Annotated in this window: 16 protein-coding genes; 13 read left to right on the top strand and 3 right to left on the bottom strand. The window is 38.9% G+C overall.

The genetic code is table 11. The features are described 5' to 3' along the window. The first annotated feature begins 82 nt into the window (after window positions 1–82). The gene (locus tag HZ311_RS03500) at window positions 83–1,042 is read left to right on the top strand and encodes an ornithine cyclodeaminase family protein (protein WP_023520072.1); all 960 of its coding nucleotides are present in this window, start codon (window positions 83–85) and stop codon (window positions 1,040–1,042) included. A 7-nt stretch (window positions 1,043–1,049) separates the two neighbouring features. Beyond that, the gene (locus tag HZ311_RS03495) at window positions 1,050–1,832 is read left to right on the top strand and encodes a PhzF family phenazine biosynthesis protein (RefSeq protein WP_137072640.1); all 783 of its coding nucleotides are present in this window, start codon (window positions 1,050–1,052) and stop codon (window positions 1,830–1,832) included. 202 nt (window positions 1,833–2,034) lie between these two features. On the opposite strand, the gene HZ311_RS03490 is transcribed toward HZ311_RS03495, so the two are convergent. Next, on the bottom strand, window positions 2,035–3,138 hold the full coding sequence (locus HZ311_RS03490) for an alpha-hydroxy-acid oxidizing protein (protein WP_010734816.1): 1,104 nt from the start codon (window positions 3,136–3,138) through the stop codon (window positions 2,035–2,037). A gap of 239 nt (window positions 3,139–3,377) precedes the next feature. Beyond that, the gene (locus tag HZ311_RS03485; protein ID WP_023520069.1) at window positions 3,378–4,145 is read right to left on the bottom strand and encodes a DeoR/GlpR family DNA-binding transcription regulator; all 768 of its coding nucleotides are present in this window, start codon (window positions 4,143–4,145) and stop codon (window positions 3,378–3,380) included. 171 nt (window positions 4,146–4,316) lie between these two features. Between HZ311_RS03485 and ulaG the strand changes: the two genes are divergently transcribed. The 11 genes from ulaG to HZ311_RS03430 all read left to right on the top strand — a co-directional run bounded on the left by ulaG (window position 4,317) and on the right by HZ311_RS03430 (window position 17,766). Further along, window positions 4,317–5,378, top strand: a complete 1,062-nt coding sequence (gene ulaG, locus HZ311_RS03480) for an L-ascorbate 6-phosphate lactonase (RefSeq protein WP_023520068.1) — start codon at window positions 4,317–4,319, stop codon at window positions 5,376–5,378. A 170-nt stretch (window positions 5,379–5,548) separates the two neighbouring features. After that, on the top strand, window positions 5,549–6,004 hold the full coding sequence (locus HZ311_RS03475; RefSeq protein ID WP_041684262.1) for a PTS sugar transporter subunit IIA: 456 nt from the start codon (window positions 5,549–5,551) through the stop codon (window positions 6,002–6,004). Between the two features lie 183 nt (window positions 6,005–6,187). After that, window positions 6,188–7,678 carry a PTS ascorbate transporter subunit IIC gene (locus tag HZ311_RS03470; RefSeq protein WP_034691471.1) on the top strand — a complete coding sequence of 497 codons (1,491 nt, stop codon included), beginning with the start codon at window positions 6,188–6,190 and terminating at the stop codon, window positions 7,676–7,678. 15 nt (window positions 7,679–7,693) lie between these two features. Then, on the top strand, window positions 7,694–8,005 hold the full coding sequence (locus HZ311_RS03465; protein ID WP_019722445.1) for a PTS sugar transporter subunit IIB: 312 nt from the start codon (window positions 7,694–7,696) through the stop codon (window positions 8,003–8,005). Beyond that, window positions 8,006–8,647: a 3-keto-L-gulonate-6-phosphate decarboxylase UlaD gene (locus HZ311_RS03460; RefSeq protein ID WP_010734823.1), complete on the top strand. Its 642-nt coding sequence runs from the start codon at window positions 8,006–8,008 to the stop codon at window positions 8,645–8,647. 1 nt (window position 8,648) lies between these two features. After that, window positions 8,649–9,500, top strand: coding sequence for an L-ribulose-5-phosphate 3-epimerase (locus tag HZ311_RS03455; RefSeq protein WP_041684260.1), 852 nt, complete (start codon window positions 8,649–8,651; stop codon window positions 9,498–9,500). Between the two features lie 170 nt (window positions 9,501–9,670). Continuing rightward, window positions 9,671–10,741, top strand: a complete 1,071-nt coding sequence (locus HZ311_RS03450; RefSeq protein ID WP_010734825.1) for an ABC transporter permease — start codon at window positions 9,671–9,673, stop codon at window positions 10,739–10,741. 15 nt (window positions 10,742–10,756) lie between these two features. Continuing rightward, entirely contained in the window at window positions 10,757–11,425 is a 669-nt protein-coding gene (locus tag HZ311_RS03445) for an ABC transporter ATP-binding protein (protein ID WP_019722442.1), read from the top strand. A gap of 17 nt (window positions 11,426–11,442) precedes the next feature. Further along, window positions 11,443–12,018: a TetR/AcrR family transcriptional regulator gene (locus HZ311_RS03440; protein WP_023520065.1), complete on the top strand. Its 576-nt coding sequence runs from the start codon at window positions 11,443–11,445 to the stop codon at window positions 12,016–12,018. 531 nt (window positions 12,019–12,549) lie between these two features. Continuing rightward, window positions 12,550–15,138, top strand: coding sequence for a glycosyl hydrolase family 18 protein (locus HZ311_RS03435; protein ID WP_010734828.1), 2,589 nt, complete (start codon window positions 12,550–12,552; stop codon window positions 15,136–15,138). Between the two features lie 345 nt (window positions 15,139–15,483). Then, window positions 15,484–17,766 (top strand): glycosyl hydrolase family 18 protein, encoded by a 2,283-nt coding sequence (locus HZ311_RS03430; protein ID WP_023520064.1) that lies wholly within the window; start codon window positions 15,484–15,486, stop codon window positions 17,764–17,766. Between the two features lie 127 nt (window positions 17,767–17,893). Here the strand turns inward: HZ311_RS03430 and HZ311_RS03425 are convergent, their stop codons facing one another. Further along, the gene (locus tag HZ311_RS03425; protein ID WP_178946475.1) at window positions 17,894–18,796 is read right to left on the bottom strand and encodes an N-acetylmuramoyl-L-alanine amidase family protein; all 903 of its coding nucleotides are present in this window, start codon (window positions 18,794–18,796) and stop codon (window positions 17,894–17,896) included. Window positions 18,797–18,803 lie beyond the last annotated feature (7 nt).

Below are 18,803 nucleotides of genomic sequence, written 5' to 3'. Positions count from 1 at the left end.
TCTTTCAAAAATTGTATTCCATACAATTATATCATTGAATGTATTGTTTTCGGGCGCTAGGATAGAAAAAAGGAGGGGAAATATGCAAATCATCGATAGTCATAAAGTAATCACCCATTTTAGTTTTACAGAAGCAATCAACGTAATGGAACAGTGTTTTAAAGATTTTCAAGTCGGAAAGATTTCTCAAGAGAATCGAATGGTCCAACAATTACCAGATGGCGAGAAACAAAATGTATTTGCGATGATGCCCGCTTATTTGGGAAGAAACCGGTACTTTGGTTCAAAAATCATCACGGCTTTTCCAAGCAATCACAAACAAAAGCTACCATCACATTTGGGTGAAATCATGCTCTTCGATTCAAAAAACGGGCAACCCGTCGCAATGATCGATGCGAATGCCGTGACTTGGATACGAACAGCAGCAGTTTCAGCATTAGCCACAGATTATCTAGCAAAGCCATCAGCAGATACACTCACATTGATCGGAACTGGACAACAAGCAGTTTCACATCTAGCCGCAATTACCTGTGTCCGAAAGATTCACCGTGTATATGTCTATGATTTAGATGAAACACGACGAAAACAATTTATCCTAGAACAGCAAACTAATTATCCAAAACTGCGTTTTATTGATTGCTCGACATTGGCTGAAGCGACTATAGAAGCAGATATTGTCTGTACTTTAACACCTAGTAAACATGCTTTTTTATCAAAAAAAGAGGTTAAACCAGGCACGCATATCAATGCAATCGGTACATTTACACCAGAGATTCGTGAATTAACGAGTGATTTGATGGCATCTGGACAATTGTATGTAGATGATTACCAAGCGGTCAAAAGGGAAAGTGGCGACTATTTGATTCCCTTGTCAGAAGGGAAAATTGATCAGACAAACATCCTCGGTTCTCTAGGTGAATTAGTCACCCATCAGAAAACAGGGCGTACAGACGAACAAGCGATAACGATCTTTGATGCGGTTGGCTTAGCAGTGGAAGATTTATGTTGTGCCGAATATATTTATCAAAAAGTAAAGGAGTAGTTTATAAATGAATTTACCCTATTATGTAGTTGACGCCTTCACCAATGAAGTGTTTAAAGGAAATCCTGCTGCGGTCTTTGTGTTAGATGAATGGCTACCTGATGATACCATGCAAAAAATCGCCATCGAAAATAACCTATCCGAAACAGCCTTTACCGTTAGAAAAGAGAAAGGTTATGAATTACGTTGGTTTACCCCTGATCGTGAAATCGACTTATGTGGTCATGCGACCTTGGCAACCGCATTTGTATTGTTCCACTTCTATGGTATCAGTGAATCCATGATTTCATTTTCAACGCAAAGTGGGAACCTAGTTGTCACAAAAAAAGAGCAAAAATATGCGATGGATTTTCCAAGTATTTTACCGCAACCAATTGCTATATTACCAGCATACGAACAAGCAATCGGCACAAGAATAAAAGAGGCTTATCTGGCAAGGGACTTATTTTTTGTATTAGAAGACGAAGAGACAGTGGCAAAGCTGACGCCTGATTATACTGCAATGAGGGAATTAGAAGAAGGCGTCGGCGTGATTGTCACAGCCAAAGGAAAGAAAGAAGATTTTGTTTCTAGGACCTTTTTCCCAAAACTAACGATCAATGAAGATCCAGTGTGTGGCTCGGCTCATGCGAATTTGATTCCTTACTGGGCACAAAAGCTTGGAAAGGACGACTTGGTTGCTCAACAACTTTCTGCCAGAGGTGGGTTCTTGACTTGCAAGTGGTTAAGTGAACGCGTGATGATCAGTGGCGAAGCAACTTTGTTTGCAAAAGGTGAAGCGTACATTTAGAAAATCCATCCAAACAGGTAGGATACAGAGTGCAATAAATAGCATACAGCTCTGAAAAATAAGCAAGAAGACCCGAAATTTATTCAAATTTTTGGGTCTTCTTGCTTATTTTTAAAAGCTTTTTTTGATGTTCGTTTATTTGGATTCAAAAGTGCGAAATAATTATGGAAACTGCGCTTGTTTTATTTGAGATTTTCTCAATTTAGAAGAAACGATTTTCCCGTAATGTCACATTTTTGATATCTTCGATGGTTTGCGTCCCAGCTAATTGCATGACCATTTCTAATTCTTTTTTGAAGAAGTCGAATACTTGTTGGATGCCTGTACTTCCACCGAGAGCTAAACCGTAAATGGCAGGACGACCGATCGCGACTAGATCGGCACCAGAAGCAATGGCTTTAAAGACATGCTGACCACGACGAACACCACTATCAAAGACGATAGGGACACGTTTGTCGACGGCTTCTGCTACATATTTCAAAGAATCAAAGGCTGCTGGCCCACCATCTAATTGACGACCGCCATGATTCGATACCCAGATGCCATTTGCCCCCGCATCTAATGAACGATAAACATCGTCTTCTGATTGCACACCTTTTACATAAACGGGTAAGTCAGAATGAGCGGCAATAAATTCCACATCTTTTGGACTTAACTTTTGTTTGGAGGATTTATAAACTGCGTCCATCGTTTGTCCGACCCCTGATTGATAGGCTTGAACGATCGGCATTGGCAATGGAAAAGTGAAGCCATTGCGAAGGTCTGTTTCTCGATTCCCACCAACGGTTGCATCAGCTGTCAAAACGATTGCTTTTGCGCCATTACGTTTGGCCATCTCTAGAATATCTAAATTGATCCCATTATCTTTACTCATGTAAAACTGGAACCATTGTGGTGCATCTGGACCACCGGCCTCACGGATTTCTTCTAATGTACAGGAAGCGTAAGAACTCGCCGTATAAATCGTATGAAAATCGGCAACTCCTTTAGCTGAAGCTTTTTCTGCATGTGTATGAGCTAAACCATGAGCTGCAATAGGCGCCATGATGATTGGCGCAGTTAATGTTTCTTGGTCAAAGTAAGTCGTTGTATCTGGAATTTCCACGTCTTTTAAAACATGAGGAATAATCAATTGATGATTGAATGATTGCACGTTTTCTTGATACGTAAAGAGATCTCCAGCGCCACTACTGATATAGCCGTATCCGCCAGTAGGAATCACTTGAGCTGCCGCCATTTCTAAGTCTTCTGTATTGATAAAACTGATTTGACCTTCTTGTGAGCCAGCTTGATAAATCATTTCCATAAAACAAACCTTCTTTCGTAGTATCGATCAATAAATAATATCGAATTTGTCAGCGTTTACATTTTCATACTACGCCTTGTTTTTAAAACAGGCAAATAATCTGTTTTATTTTATTTAACTGAACGGAGAGTTACCGCTATGCAAGAGTATAGTCACGCTTTGAATACTCGACTAAAAGAAGAAAATCGAATCATAGCTGTTTTTTATCTGTTAGCAACTTTGATGAAATTTACTTTCTTTTATAAACTTACTCGAATAACAGTGACACCTAATTGTTCGATTTTTTTGGCAAGTTTAGGTGAACAATGCTGATCGGTGATCAAATAATCAAAGGCAGAAATATCGGCAATCTTAAACTGTGAAGTCCGGCCAATCTTACGATGGTCTGCAACAAGAATACGACATTTGATACTCTTTTTGATCATCCATTCGTTGATTTTAGATTCGTTTAAAATTTTTGTCGTCACACCATTCTCTAAATCTACTCCGCTACATCCAATAATACAGACATCTGCATTCATATCTGCTAATGTGCGAGCGGCAATATCTCCTACCAAGACTTCTTTCGGTACGCGTAATTCGCCACCAGTGAGTATATACGTATAATTTCCTTGTCTGACACAAGAAACGACCTTTAAATTATTCGTTACGACGGTGACGTGATTCGATTCTAAATAATCGAGTGTAGCTAAGGCAGTGGAACTTGAATTGATAAATACGGTGGCATAGTCTCCAATATATTGACTAGCACAACGAGCAATTTGATGTTTGATCCACGTTGGTCCTGAAAGATCGAAATTTGTTTGATTGTCATAGTTGAAGAGGCAATAGCCATATTCACGAATAATCTCATTTTTTTCTTCTAATAATCTAAGGTCTCGACGAATAGTGCTGAGTGATACGTGAAGCTTTTCAGACAGTTCAATCGTGGTCATTTTTGTGTACCTTTGTAATAGATCAAGAATTTCATTACGTCTTTTTTTAATCGTCAACAGAGAATTTTTCATTGTTATCCTTCCTTTTCAATCAATTTGTTTCTCTATATGACTAATTATAGCTAAACGAGCATAAAAAAATGGAAACGATCACATAAAGTAATAACAGTCATATAAAGCTATTCCAATCACTTTGATAGCGCTTTATCATTTATATATACCTAATAAAGAGGAGGATGGCACATGAATATAACAGAAGTAACAAAGGAAAGTTGGTTACGTTCGACTTTTCCAGAATGGGGAACCTATCTGAACGAAGAAATCGAAATGGAACAAGTAAAAGAAAAAAGCGTATCTATATGGTGGCTAGGATGTACAGGTATATGGCTGAAGTCACATGAAGGTACAAATATCCTTTGTGACTTATGGTGTGGGACAGGAAAACGAACACACGGGAATGGACAGATGAAAAAAGGCCACCAGATGATGCGTATGAGCGGTACAGAAAAGATGCAACCAAATTTACGAACGCAACCTTTTGTGATCGATCCATTTGCGATCAAAAATGTGGATGCATTAGTGGTGACACATATCCATTCCGATCATCTGGATATTCACACTGCCGCAGCTGTTCATCAAAATTGTCCGGAGGCACTATTTATTGGCCCCAAAGCAGTAGTGGAAACATGGCTCTCTTGGGGGATACCAAAAAAAAAGACCCAAGTAGTCAAACCCGGCGATATCGCTTTGATCAATGAAGTAGAGATCGTTGCGCTGGAAGCCTTTGATCGGACGGCATTGATCACACATGATGATCCTAATGTGCAATTAAAAGATCAGTTGCCACAAGAAATGGATACGATCGCTGTCAATTATCTTTTCAAAACATCAGGAGGGAACATCTATCACGCAGGGGATTCGCATTATTCCAACCTTTTTGCCAAACATGGCAATGAACATCAAATCGATGTTTGTCTAGGTGCATATGGTGAAAATCCGCGTGGCATCACTGATAAGATGACCGCCAGTGATTTGTTGAGAATGGCAGAATCGTTAAGAGCTCAAGTCGTGATCCCAGTCCATTATGATATTTGGTCCAATTTTATGGCTGATCCTAGCGAGATCACTCAATTATGGCGCATGAAAAAAGATCGATTGGCTTATCAGTTTTCCCCTTATATTTGGCAAGTGGGTGGGAAGTATACGTACCCAGATAATAGAAAAGACTTGGCATTCAATTTCGATCGTGGCTTCCATGATGTCTTCACCCAAGAAAATGATACGCCGTTTCCATCATTTTTGTAGGAGCCCAAGAGATATATGACAATAAATCAGCTGAGCTGAGAATTTTTTAACAAAAGCAAGAGCGAGGAGGGAGAACGTATCAAAGCAAGTGAACGTAAGACAAAGTCATCTCTTGATAAGAATGCGCTATTGTCAAATAACGGGTTGACTGCTTGATACTGTTTGTAAATATGTTGAGATATTTCTATGAGAATGACTTAGTCAATTATGTAGAAACTACGATAAATGATTGGCGAGTAGCAATCGAGGAGAGCAGTCGTCACTTATTAGAAAAAAGAATCATTGATCATGTATATGTAGAAGAAATGATCCGCAATGTCGAAGAACATGGGGCATATATCCTGATCGCCCCGCACGTTGCGATGCCTCATGCCATGCAAGGTGGCTCCCATGTTTTCGATACGACGATTTCATTTACCAAAATGAACGCATCAGTTCCTTTTGAGGAAGGGTCAAAGTCTGCCAGCCTTTTCTTCACCTTAGCAGCTAAAGAGCCAAAGCAACACTTAGAAAATATTCAATCATTATCAGAATTACTGATGCAAGATGGGTTGATCGAAGAATTACTAGCGACAGAAACAATCGAAGATTATCAAATGGTCATGGAGAAATACGAGCCACTATAAGGTAGAGGTAGTCTTTTGCTTGCTAGGTATGGCCAGTGAGGACCATTCGGTACAAAGCAAATAGACATAAAAGATAAATTATCAACTAAAAAATACGAGGCAAGGGAGGGAGTCCGTTTACATGAAAACCATGATATCTCGCATCGTTTGAGGAGTTGTTCTGGTTTTTGGTAACGGAAAAATATGGGAGCTATCTTGATGGAGATATGGACGTATTTTGCGACAAATATTTTAACGCAGCCGGCTTATTTGATCGGTTCGATCGTTTTATTAGGGTATATACTTCTTGGCCGACCATTATACGAATGTATAGCTGGATTTTTGAAAGCCACTGTAGGTTATCTGATTTTAGTTGTTGGTTCAGGTGGATTAGTAAACAATTTCCGACCGATCTTAGTTGGTTTAAAGGATCGTTTTGATCTTGAGGCGATGGTGACTGATCCCTATTTTGGTCAAAATGCTGTAGATGCAGGATTGATGGATACTTTTGGACGAACGTTCAGTGATGTGATGATTTTATTATTGATTGCATTTGTATTGAATATCCTGTTAGTTCGTTTCCAAAAATATACGAAGTTGCGAGCTGTTTTTACGACAGGAAATGTCCAGATCCAGCAAGCAGCTACAGCTTTTTGGATCTTACTTTTCTGTTTTCCTGAATTAGGAAGAGTAGAAGTATTAGTATTTATGGGGATCATTTTAGGGTGTTACTGGGCAGTTGCTTCTAATTTAACTGTTGGTGTGACACAAGAATTGACAGACGGAGCTGGTTTTGCGATTGCGCACCAACAGATGTTTGGGGTGTACCTATTTTCTACCTTAGCGAAGTGGTGGCAAAAGAGTAGTCGTAAAAAAAATGGGAATAGAAAAGCCGATAAAAAGCTTGAAGATATGGAGCTTCCGGGTTTCTTATCCATTTTCAACGAAAACATGGTGGCGACTTCTTTATTGATGCTGTTCTTCTTTGGCATCATCTTATTAGTATTAGGACAGGAGTACTTGATTGAGGCAGAATTTATGGTGGCAGGACAAAGTTTTCTATTCTACGTACTGACCACTTCTTTGAACTTTGCTGTGTATTTAGCCATTTTACAGCTTGGTGTCCGGACCTTTGTGGATGAGTTGACACAATCTTTCCAAGGAATCTCAAATACTATTTTACCAGGAGCTGTGCCAGGGATCGATGTGGCTGCAACTTTTGGCTTTGGATCACCAAATGCAGTCACGATCGGGTTTTTATTTGGTGCATTAGGACAATTCTTGATGATCATCTTATTGATCGTCTTCCGATCACCAACGATCGTGATCGCTGGATTTATCCCACTATTTTTTGATAATGCGGTCATCGCTGTGTTCTCTAATAATCGGGGTGGGTTCAAGGCAGCATGTTTGTTCCCTTTCTTATCTGGGCTGATCCAAGTCGGTGGTTCTGCACTCTTTGCGACATGGATCGGGTTATCTAGTTACGGAGGGTACATTGGTATGTTTGATTGGGCGACTGCTTGGCCAGTCTTTACTGTTTTGATGAAATTTTTTGGTTATGCAGGTGTTGCACTAGTGGTCGTCGGTTTGTTGCTAATTCCGCAACTACAATATCGAAAAAATCCAGAAGGATATTTTTTGATTGTGGAGGATTATCAAAAATATAAAGAAAAGTTTGGAGACAGTAATTAATAGGAGGGAAAGTAAATGAGAATTTTAGTTTCGTGTGCCAATGGTTCTGGTACAAGTTTAATGATGATGCGTAGTGTAGAAAAGGCAATGAGAGAATTAAATATTACAGTGAGTAAAATCCATCATTGCCCGATCTCTGAAGGTAAAAGTTCGGCAAGTCAATATGATGTCGTCTTTACGCCACTCAATTTTATGCCGATGTTCATGCAAGCAATTGAGCGAGGTGTGACGGTCGTGGGGATCAAAAATGTGATGTCACCTACTGAGATCTGTGAGAAATTCAAAGAAACAACAATGTACAAAGAATTGAAATCAAAGGAGAATTAGATGAAACGACCAAAATTACAAATTGCACTGGATCATAACACGTTAGCGTCTGCATTGGCAGATGTGAAAAAAATTGGAGAAATCGTCGATGTGATTGAAGTAGGCACCATTCTTTGTCTTCAAGAAGGAAGCAAACCAATCGAATGTATGAGAAAAATGTTTCCAGAAAAAACGATCGTTGCGGATACAAAATGTGCCGACGCAGGAGAAACTGTGGCTGGTAATGTAGCGCAGGCTGGGGCAGATTTCATGACAGTGATCTGCTGTGCCTCTCTAGCTACCATGCAAGCCGCACAAAAGAAAGTCAAAGCACTTCAAGTAGAACTATACGGAGAATGGACGATGGAACAAGCAAAAAAATGGCGAGAAATTGGGATTTCTCAGGTCGTCTATCATCAAAGTAGGGATGCCTTGTTAGCTGGAGAAGTTTGGGGAGAAAAGGATCTGAAGCTCGTCCAACAATTGATCGATTTAGGTTTTCAAGTCTCAGTAACTGGTGGGCTGTCAATTTCAACGTTAGCCTTGTTCCAAGGGATGCCGATCTTTCATTTTATTGTCGGTCGAGGATTGACGGCGTGTGCAGATCCTATCATACAAGCCCAAGCATTCCAAAAGGAGATCAAGCGACTGTGGGGAGAATGAGATGATGAGAATCGGACTTTATGAAAAGGCACTGCCTAGCGGATGGTCGTGGCAAGAGCGGTTAGATGCAGTAAAAGAATTGGGGTTTGATTTTCTGGAAATATCGATTGACGAAAGCGAGGAACGATTGGCTCGTTTAGATTGGACGAATGAACAAATCGCTGAGTTAAAAGAAGCGATAGCGGTTTCAGGGATTGCTATCCATTCGCTTTGTTTAAGTGGGCATCGCCGTTTTCCATTCGGCTCAGTAGATGTCAAAAAACAAGAAAAAGCCTTATCTATGATGAAAAAGGCGATACAGCTTGCGTATCGGTTAGGTATCAGGATCATACAAGTGGCGGGATACGATGTATACTATGAAAAAAAATCAATAGAGACAAGAGAAGCGTTTATCAGAGGATTGCGTGCCAGTATCAAAGAGGCAGCACAGTTTGGGATAATCTTGTCGATTGAAGTCATGGATGACCCATTTATGAATTCCATTCGTAAATTCATAGAGATAAAAAAACAACTCCCTTCTCCTTATTTACAAGTGTATCCTGACTTAGGAAATCTATCAGCGTGGCCAGAAAATAATGTGGCGATTGAACTTGAACAAGGCATCGAATATATTACTTCGATCCACCTAAAAGATACGCAACCAGTAACAGTTAGTAGTAAGGGTAAGTTCAGAGACGTTCCGTTTGGTCAAGGTTGTGTGGATTTTTCTGGCTTATTTAAAACATTGAAACGTGTAAATTACGAAGGGCCATTCTTGATTGAAATGTGGAGTGGTCAGGATAAGGATTATGAAAGTCAGATCTTACAAGCGAAAGAATATCTATTGCCAAAGCTAAAAGAATCGGGATTTTAACCTCAATTTTTTGATGAAACTTAGAAATAAACGACTGACATATTCCTTATTGAATATGATCAACTCAATTGTTTTTTCTTTTATTGATTATTCTGAGCAGATTATTCCTCTAAAAATTTATCAAGTGATAAGATATATTTATCAGTTGATAAATTTTTAGGGGGAATTTTATGTTTTTAGCATTAAATGAAATCATTCATTCAAAATTACGCTATGCTTTAGTGACAGGCGTCATGTTTCTAATTGCGTACCTTGTCTTTTTTTTGACAGGATTAGCCTATGGGTTGGCACAAGACAATCGAACTGCTGTAGATAAATGGGAGGCAGATACCATTGTTTTATCAAAAGACGCCAATACAAACTTAGGGATGTCGATGATCACGAAAAAGATGGCAGAAGAAGTGAAAGGTGATCAAGTCGCTTATTTAGCTCAAACACCTGGAGTAGTCACGAGTCCAGATCGTCCAGATGCTGATAAAGTCAATGTTAGTTTTTTTGGAATCGATCAAAACCAATTCATCATGCCGAATATCGTGGAAGGAGAAGAATTCCAGTCAAATGATGAAGCAGTCGGTGATATTAGTTTAAAAGAAGAATATGGCTTAGACATTGGAGATACAATCAAATTATCAGGAAGCGACAAGACATTTAAATTGACTGGATTTACTGAGAATGCCAAATTCAATGTCTCTCCTGTCGTCTATACAACGATCAATGCGTACCAAGAGATACGATTTGAGAAACAAGATGCAACTGATAATGCTCGTATCAATGCAGTGGTCGTGCGAGGAGATGTGGATAGCTTACCGGATGATCTAGAGAAAATCAGTATTTCGACATTTATCAATGAACTACCAGGGTACAATGCACAAGTATTGACGTTTGGTTTCATGATCGGCTTTTTGATTGTGATTGCAGCAATCGTGATCGGCATTTTCATTTATGTATTGACCATGCAAAAAATCAATATTTTTGGTGTACTTAAAGCCCAAGGCGTTACTGGTGGATTTATTGCACGTTCAGTAGTTGCACAAACGTTCTTACTTTCATTTTTCGGTGTCGCTCTTGGATTGTTTGGAACGTTCGTTACCTCACTTGTTCTACCAGATGCTGTACCATTCCAAAGTAACTGGTTGTTTTTCGGTGTGATTAGTGTAATGATGTTGATCGTTGCTATTTTAGGGGCACTTTTCTCTGTTAGAACGATCGTAAAAATTGATCCATTAAAAGCAATCGGATAGAAAGGAGAATGGGAAATGAAAGCAATTGAATTTATAGATGTTGAAAAAAGTTTTAAAGATGGTGATCAAACCATCCAAGCATTGAAAAAAACAAATGTCAGTGTCGATAAAGGGGAGTTTGTCGCAATCATTGGACCATCTGGTTCTGGAAAGAGTACCTTCTTAACGATTGCAGGCGGTTTACAGACACCAAATAAAGGAACCGTCAAGATCAATGGAGAAGATTTCAGTGAACAACCGGAGAAAAAACGAGTAAAATTACGGTTTAAGGAAATCGGATTTATTCTTCAAGCTTCCAATCTAGTTCCATTTTTGACCGTCAAAAAACAATTAGTACTGGTCGATAAGATCAAGCATGAAAATCGACAAGAGGAGGCAAAAGAACTATTCCAACAACTTGGGGTGGATAAACTCCTTAATAAGTATCCAGAAGATCTTTCGGGTGGTGAACGACAAAGAGTGGCAATTGCTCGAGCGCTATATAACGATCCTTCGATTATTTTGGCAGATGAGCCAACAGCTAGTTTGGATTCAGAAAAAGCAGTAGAAGTTGTAGATATTTTAGCAAAAGAATCCAAGGAAAAAAATAAAGCAATCATAATGGTCACTCATGATACCCGACTTATTGACAGATGTGATAAAGTATTTATGATAGAAGATGGTGTCTTTCGAGAAAAAAAATAAGTCAGAGGGTGTAAAAGTTGGTCCATCGATACAATAAGGATACACAAGAGAAAATTTTAAAAGAAGCCAATCGTTTGTTTATGTCAAAAGGTTATCAAGGAACTTCAACACGTGAGATTGCTAAAAATGCTGGAATCACGCAACCAAATCTTTATCATTACTTTAGCGATAAAGAAAAGTTATATTGTGCAGTCTTAGAAGAGCATTTGAGTACTGTAGGTACAGACTTAAGAGCAATCTTAGAAGAGAACAAACTTGATTTTAAACATTCTTTGACTAAAATGACGAAGTATCTGATCGATACCCATCTTTTAGACCTATTTATGATGCACCATGATTTAAAATCAAACCTTTCTGCCGAGACACGAAATCATCTTTTTACCTTGTGGAAAAAAAGTTATCGTGAACCATTTGAAGTGATTTTTTCGACAAATCAATCTTTGATGCGCGCTCATGTTACGACAGAAATTGCTGCAAAGCACTTTTTTCTTCTGTTAGCACCATATATCACCGAATCTTCTAATTCACTTGAAAACCCATTTAGTGTGGAACGACTGATCGATTTATACCTTCATGGTGTCGTAGCTGATTAAATGCGGTGGGGACAGAAGTGTCCAGCTCCGAGAAATAAGCCGAGAAACCCAAAAATTGTTTTTCAAATTTTTGGTTTCTCGGCTTTTTATGAAGGAGTTACTTCTGGAACTTCGTTTATTTGATTTTTAAGATTAGAAACAAAAATCAATTTAATTTCTTGTCCTCTACGCCTTTTTGTTATTATATTTTCTCAAATTGTTATTTTTTAATTAAAATAATGAGGGATATTTAATTTTTCTAGCAATTGAGAAAAAGAGGTGAAAAGCAAGTGATATAAAGATTTTTAATAATAACGATTATAAAACAGGTAAATAACCAAGGTGATTTAATTTGTTTTTTAAATAATTTTAGGAGAACGGTTGAAAAAGCCATTTTCAGGTGATAATATTCTGTTAGCAACAAAAGTTTCACTGAGTTTAACTCACTATTTTAGAGAAATAGAGGGGGGATGAATAACATATTTTCGTGTTTATTTTGTTACATAATTGTTTTTTGAAAAGTGAATAGTGTAAAAAGGGGAGAATTTAAAAATGAAAAGTATTAAAAAAATTGGGTTGGCAGCGATGTTATTTTCTTCTGTTGTCTCAACGGCGCTTCCGACAATTGGGGAATTGTCTATCGTCAATGCAGAAGAAATCCAACAAACAGAACAACAAGCAACTTATAGAAACGTAATGTATTATGGTGACTGGTCGATTTGGGGCGGCGAAGGTAACTTTTATCCAAAAGATATCCCAGCAGATCAATTGACTCACTTGAATTTTGCCTTTTTAGATTTTGATAGTAATGGCGAACTAGTCTTTACTGATGCAGACGCAGCGACAGGCGCACCTGTAGGATTACCGGGCGTACAATGGAACTCTGCTAGTTCTGGTATCTTAAATGCGATTCAAGATTTACGTGGAAAAAATCCAAACATGAAAATTGGTGTTTCATTAGGTGGTTGGTCTAAATCAGGAGATTTCTCTGAAGTAGCAGCAAACCCTACGAAACGTAAGAACCTTGTAGATAATGTAGCAAAATTTATTAAATATACAAATATGGACTTTGTCGATGTTGACTGGGAATTCCCGGCAGATGTACGTCAACCAGATCTAGTGGATAACGTAAATGACGAAGGAACACCAAATGCAAAACCTGAAGATAAAGAAAATTACATAAAATTATTAGATGAAATTCGCGAAACAATTGATAAACAAGGCGAAGAATTAGGAAAAACATATGAACTATCTGTTGCATTGCCAGCAGCTCAAGGTAAATTAGATTCAGGTATCGACGTGAAACGACTATTTGATGTTGTCGATTTCGCAAACATCATGACTTATGACTTAACTGGTGCATGGTCAGATACAAGTGGTCACCATTCAGCACTTTACGGGAATCCAGCTGATCCTAATTATGATGAAGGCTTCTCAGTAGATCAAACAGTAGAATACCTACGTGAGAAAGGTGCGGCTTCAGAAAAAATCGTTATTGGAGCAGCATTCTATACTCGTGGATGGAACGAAGTGGCAAAAGGGGATAATGAAGAGGCACCGGGATTATTCCAAAAAGCAGAATTATCAAGTCAAGATGCCGATCAAACACCAAGTTATGGAGCGAAAAACAAAAATCCATTAAAAGTAGGTGACGGTGGACGTGCCAGTGGTGTATGGCCATATCGAGATATTGAAACGTTACTTGGTAATACATCTGGATTGAAAGAGTATTGGGATGACGTAGCGAAAGCACCATTTATGTACAGCGAAACAACTGGTGAATTCTTTACTTACGAAAATGAAAAATCAGTGACTTATAAAGCTGAATATGTAAAAGAAAACCAACTTGGTGGAATCATTTCATGGCAACAATCACAAGACAAAGAAACAACTGGAACAAAACGTGATGAGTTAACCAATGCAATCAAAGAAGGATTGTTAGGTAGTGAGAAACTTCCAGAGTTTGAAATCAAGAGCACACCATTGAATGTGGATGTTGAGATCTCAACTTATACACAATATGGCGTTAGTGGTTACGACGTAAAAATTACCAACAATGAAAAAATGGAAGAAACTTCTTCTGTATTGAAATTAGTTGAATTTTCACAAGAAACAATCAAATTACCTAAATTAGTGATTCCAATGGCGACAAATGAAAAGCTTGGCGCTGGTGATTACAAAGCAGGTACTGTAACAAATGTTGATGGCGCTGCAATCGTTGATTTGTCTTCTGTATATGATGGCAAAGAAATCGCACCAGGTGCATCTTATGAGTTCAGATTGAGTTCAAATGCTGCTGAAGCAGATGTCGCTGTTGACAATATCGACTCAATCACATTAAGCCAAAGAATTGGTAACGAAGGTATTGAAATCAATAAACAAGTGATCTTTGGTGAAGGTTCAACGACTGAACCAGGAACACCGGATACAGAAGCACCTTCAGTACCAATAGAACTAACAGCTTCAACAATCGGTGAAACAAACGTTTCTCTATCATGGACAAAATCAACTGACGACAAAGGGGTCGCAGGATACTACGTTTTCCGTGATGGCAAACAAGTGGGTCAATCAGCAACAACTTCATTTACTGACGCTGGTTTAACTGCAGATACAGAATATTCATATACAGTAAAAGCATTTGACCGTGCCGGAAATGTTTCAGAAGAAAGTAAAGCATTAGTTGTTAAAACGTTAGAAAAAGCACCAGTAGATACAGAAGCACCTTCAGTTCCATTAGACTTGAAAGCTTCAACGATCGGTGAGAAAAATGTATCATTGTCTTGGACTCGTTCAACTGACAATGTTGCAGTAGCAGGATACTATGTTTTCCGTGATGGCAAACAAGTGGGTCAATCAGCAACAACTTCATTTGCTGATGCTGGGTTAACAGCGAATACGGAATACTCATATACAGTAAAAGCGTTTGATGCAGCAGGAAATGTTTCAGAAGAAAGCAAAGCATTAGTTGTCACAACTTTAGAAGAAACAACTCCGCCAGCTGAAGGCGAATGGGATGCGAACAAAGTCTATGATTTAGGTGATGTAGTAACTCATAAAGGAAATACTTATCGTGCGAAATGGTGGACACAAGGTGATGAGCCAGGAACTGAACAATGGGGTCCATGGGAACTAATTGGTTAATTTAAATAAAAAAAGAACAGGGCAGATTGCCTTGTTCTTTTTTTATAATGTTATTCTGTCATTGTTATTTATCTTATTTACTAGAATTCACTGAAAAAAACATGTTAGTTAAAAAATAAACAAAATCATATGGTTTAAAAATAACTTGAAACATGACAAGTGTAATCGGTTTCAATTAGTTGCGTTAAAAATAAATAAATGTTAAATTCATATTTGTAAGATTTTTACAATTAAAATTTATCTGATTTCTAATTTTTAAGGAGTGATAAAATAACTTTTAACCTGTGATTTGGGCGCGTTTGTTTTTTCGTAAAAAAACTTAGAAAAAAAGGAGATGAGATTGATATGAAAAGAATTAAGAGTATTAGTTTATTTGCTTTGTTATTTTCTTCGATTGTTGCAATGACTTTACCAGCATTTAATGAGTCGCCAGAGGTTCATGCTGAAGAGGTGCGAGAAACTCAGGTCGCACCTTATCGCAATGTCATGTACTATGGCGATTGGTCGATTTGGGGTGGAGAAGGAAATTTCTATCCTAAAGATATTCCAGCTGATCAAATCACTCATTTGAATTTTGCCTTTTTAGATTTTGATAGTAATGGCGATTTAGAATTTACAGATACGGATGCTGCTGTTGGTGCGCCTGTAGGACAAACAGGGGTTCAATGGAATTCAGCAAGTTCGGGTATCTTGAATGCGATCCAAGATCTACGTGGGAAAAATCCTAATATGAAAATTGGTGTCTCTTTGGGCGGCTGGTCTAAATCAGGTGATTTTTCTGAAGTAGCGGCTGATCCAGTGAAACGACAAAATCTAGTGGAGAACGTTACCCGCTTCATCAAATATACGAATATGGATTTTGTTGATGTCGATTGGGAGTATCCTGCAGATGTTCGACAACCTGACTTGGTAGACAATGTTAACGATGAAGGAACGCCAAATGCAGTGCCTGAAGACAAAGAAAATTACATTATTTTACTAAATGAGATTCGTGAATCGATTGATGAACAAGGCGAAGAACTAGGCAAAACTTATGAATTATCAGTTGCGCTGCCTGCATCTCAAAGTAAATTATCTTCAGGGATAGACATTGATGGTTTATTTGAAGTTGTTGATTTTGCAAATATCATGACCTATGATATGAACGGTGGTTGGGGTGACCGCAGTGGACATCATACAGCACTTTATGGGAATCCTGCTGATCCTAATTATGACCAAGGACTTTCGGTAGATCAAACGGTTCAGTTTTTAAGGGATGAAGGTGCGCCAGCTGAAAAAATCGTGATTGGGGCAGCTTTTTATACTCGTGGTTGGCATGAAGTGGCAGAAGGCAATGATCCATTATTGCCGGGATTGTTCCAAACGGCTGAACAGAGTAATCGAAATGCTGACCTAACGGCAACATACGGTGCAAAAAATAAAAGTCCATTAGTCGTTGGGGATGGTGGTAGAGCCGGAGGTGTCTGGCCATATCGAAATATTCCAGATTTGATCAGTGCAACGAGTGGATTGACTGAGTACTGGGATGATGTAGCGAAGGCTCCTTATATGTACAGTACAGAAACAGGCGAGTTTTTCAGTTTCGATAATGAACGTTCAATCGGTTACAAAACCCAGTATGTGCAAGAAGAAGAACTGGGTGGTGTGATTTCTTGGATGCAATCACAAGACAAAGAAACGACAAGTACAAAACGTGATGAATTGACGAATGCGATCAAAGAAGGATTATTTGGGAATACGCCATTACCACAGCACGAGATCGTTAGCACACCGTTAGATATCTCTGTAGATATTACGCCTTATACAGAGAATAATGTAAGCGGGTACGAAATCACTTTGACAAATAATGAAACATTGACAGAAACGTCTACTGTACTAAGCGCTGTGGAGGCTGCCCAGAAAACAGTCAAATTGCCTAAACTTATGCTGGAGTTGAATAGTAATGAAACGTTAACTTCTGGTAACTTCAAGGCAGGGGATGTGACTACTACGAACGGCATGGTAACTGTTGATCTAGCCACCGTTTATGATGGCAGAGAACTTGCTCCAGGAGCTTCTTATGATTTCCGTTTACAATCTGATACGTCACAGGTTTCGGTTGATCATATTGACACGATCACTTTAAGTCAACGAATTGGGACTGACGGTATTGAAATCAATCACCAAGTGATCTTTGGTGTAGAAGCGCCAGACCCATCAGATGTTGAGGCACCGTCAATTCCAACAAATGTGGCAGCAACCACGATCAATGCGACAGAAGTGACGTTGAACTGGACGGCTTCAACCGATAATCAGCGAGTAGCAGGTTACTTTGTTTACCGTGATGGTCAATTAGTAGGGCAACCAAGAACGCCATCATTTACAGATACGGGATTGGCACCTGATACACAGTATACGTATACTGTAAAAGCATTCGATTCCTCAAACAATGTTTCGGCAGCTAGTCAACCAGTGATCGTTCGAACCTTGGAAAACAGTGTGCCTGGATATGCGGCATGGGATGCCTCAACAGTCTATCTTATGGGTGATAGAGTCACTCATTTAGGAAATGCGTATCGGGCGAAATGGTGGACACAAGGCGATGAACCTGGTACTCAACAATGGGGACCATGGGAATTGATCAATTAGATCGTTTTAATATAAACAGATTCAGCGGTGACCATGTACTGACAACTGGTTGCTGATGAAATGGAAGAACCTTGTTGGTCTTGATGAAACATCAATACCTAACGAGGTTCTTGCGTTTAGAAAAAAATTACTGATTGAAATAAGTGAGTAGCGCTTGTGTGATCGATTGCGCCAACTGTTGTTGATAGTTAACAGTAGTCAATTTAGCTAAATCTTCGTCATTGTTCATATAGCCCATTTCGATCAAGAGGGATGGCTGAAGGTTTTCTCTTAACACCTGATAGTTCCCTGTAGCAGTTCCACGAGATGTAATGAGCAGATCCGCCAGTTCATCAGAAACAGTTTCCGCTAGACGTTGCTCACTATTGTAATAATAATAAGTGGTTGTACCAGTTGCTTCATTGGCTGATTCAGTCGAATCAGCATGTAAGCTGATAAAAAGGTCAGCTGATTTTTCTTCGCTAAATGCACAAATGTCATCTAATGAAATGTAGTCATCTGTTTCATGTGTCAAATAAACCGTTGCGCCAGCGGCTTCTAAACTCGTTTGTAACTGTTTTGCAGCAGCGAGTGTCACTGTCTTTTCTTCTATATGTCCATCTATGCTAAGCGCGCCTGTATCGTCGCCTCCGTGTCCGGGATCTAGTACGATCACCGCTTCTGATAGGTCACTCGGTAGCTCTTGTGTCGAGCGAGTCAGTGATGAGCCATCCGTAAGTGATAAATAGCCAGTTTCACCATCATTCGTGGTAATTTTGTAGGCGTTGTCTGTAGTTGAAAGAAGCGTGGCCAGTTCACCAGCATTGACGGAAATTAGCGGTTCACTTAATGACGAGTCTGCATACAATGTAGCATCTTCTTTTCCGATTTTTATGAGGGCCTCTGAAGAAGAATCAGTTGATTGTATGATGCTAGAGACACTATTGCTTGTCTGTTGTCTCGCATCTGTTTCTTGATTGCTAAGACCAAATTTGAAAAGAGCAATGATCCCGATCAGACATATAAAAATAATAATTCGCATTTTTTTCATCGTTTTC

This window comes from Enterococcus mundtii (genome assembly GCF_013394305.1).
GTDB classification, from domain to species: Bacteria; Bacillota; Bacilli; order Lactobacillales; family Enterococcaceae; genus Enterococcus_B; species Enterococcus_B pernyi.
Note: the sequence above shows the minus strand (reverse complement) of the source record. Positions and strands in the feature narration are given on the sequence as shown.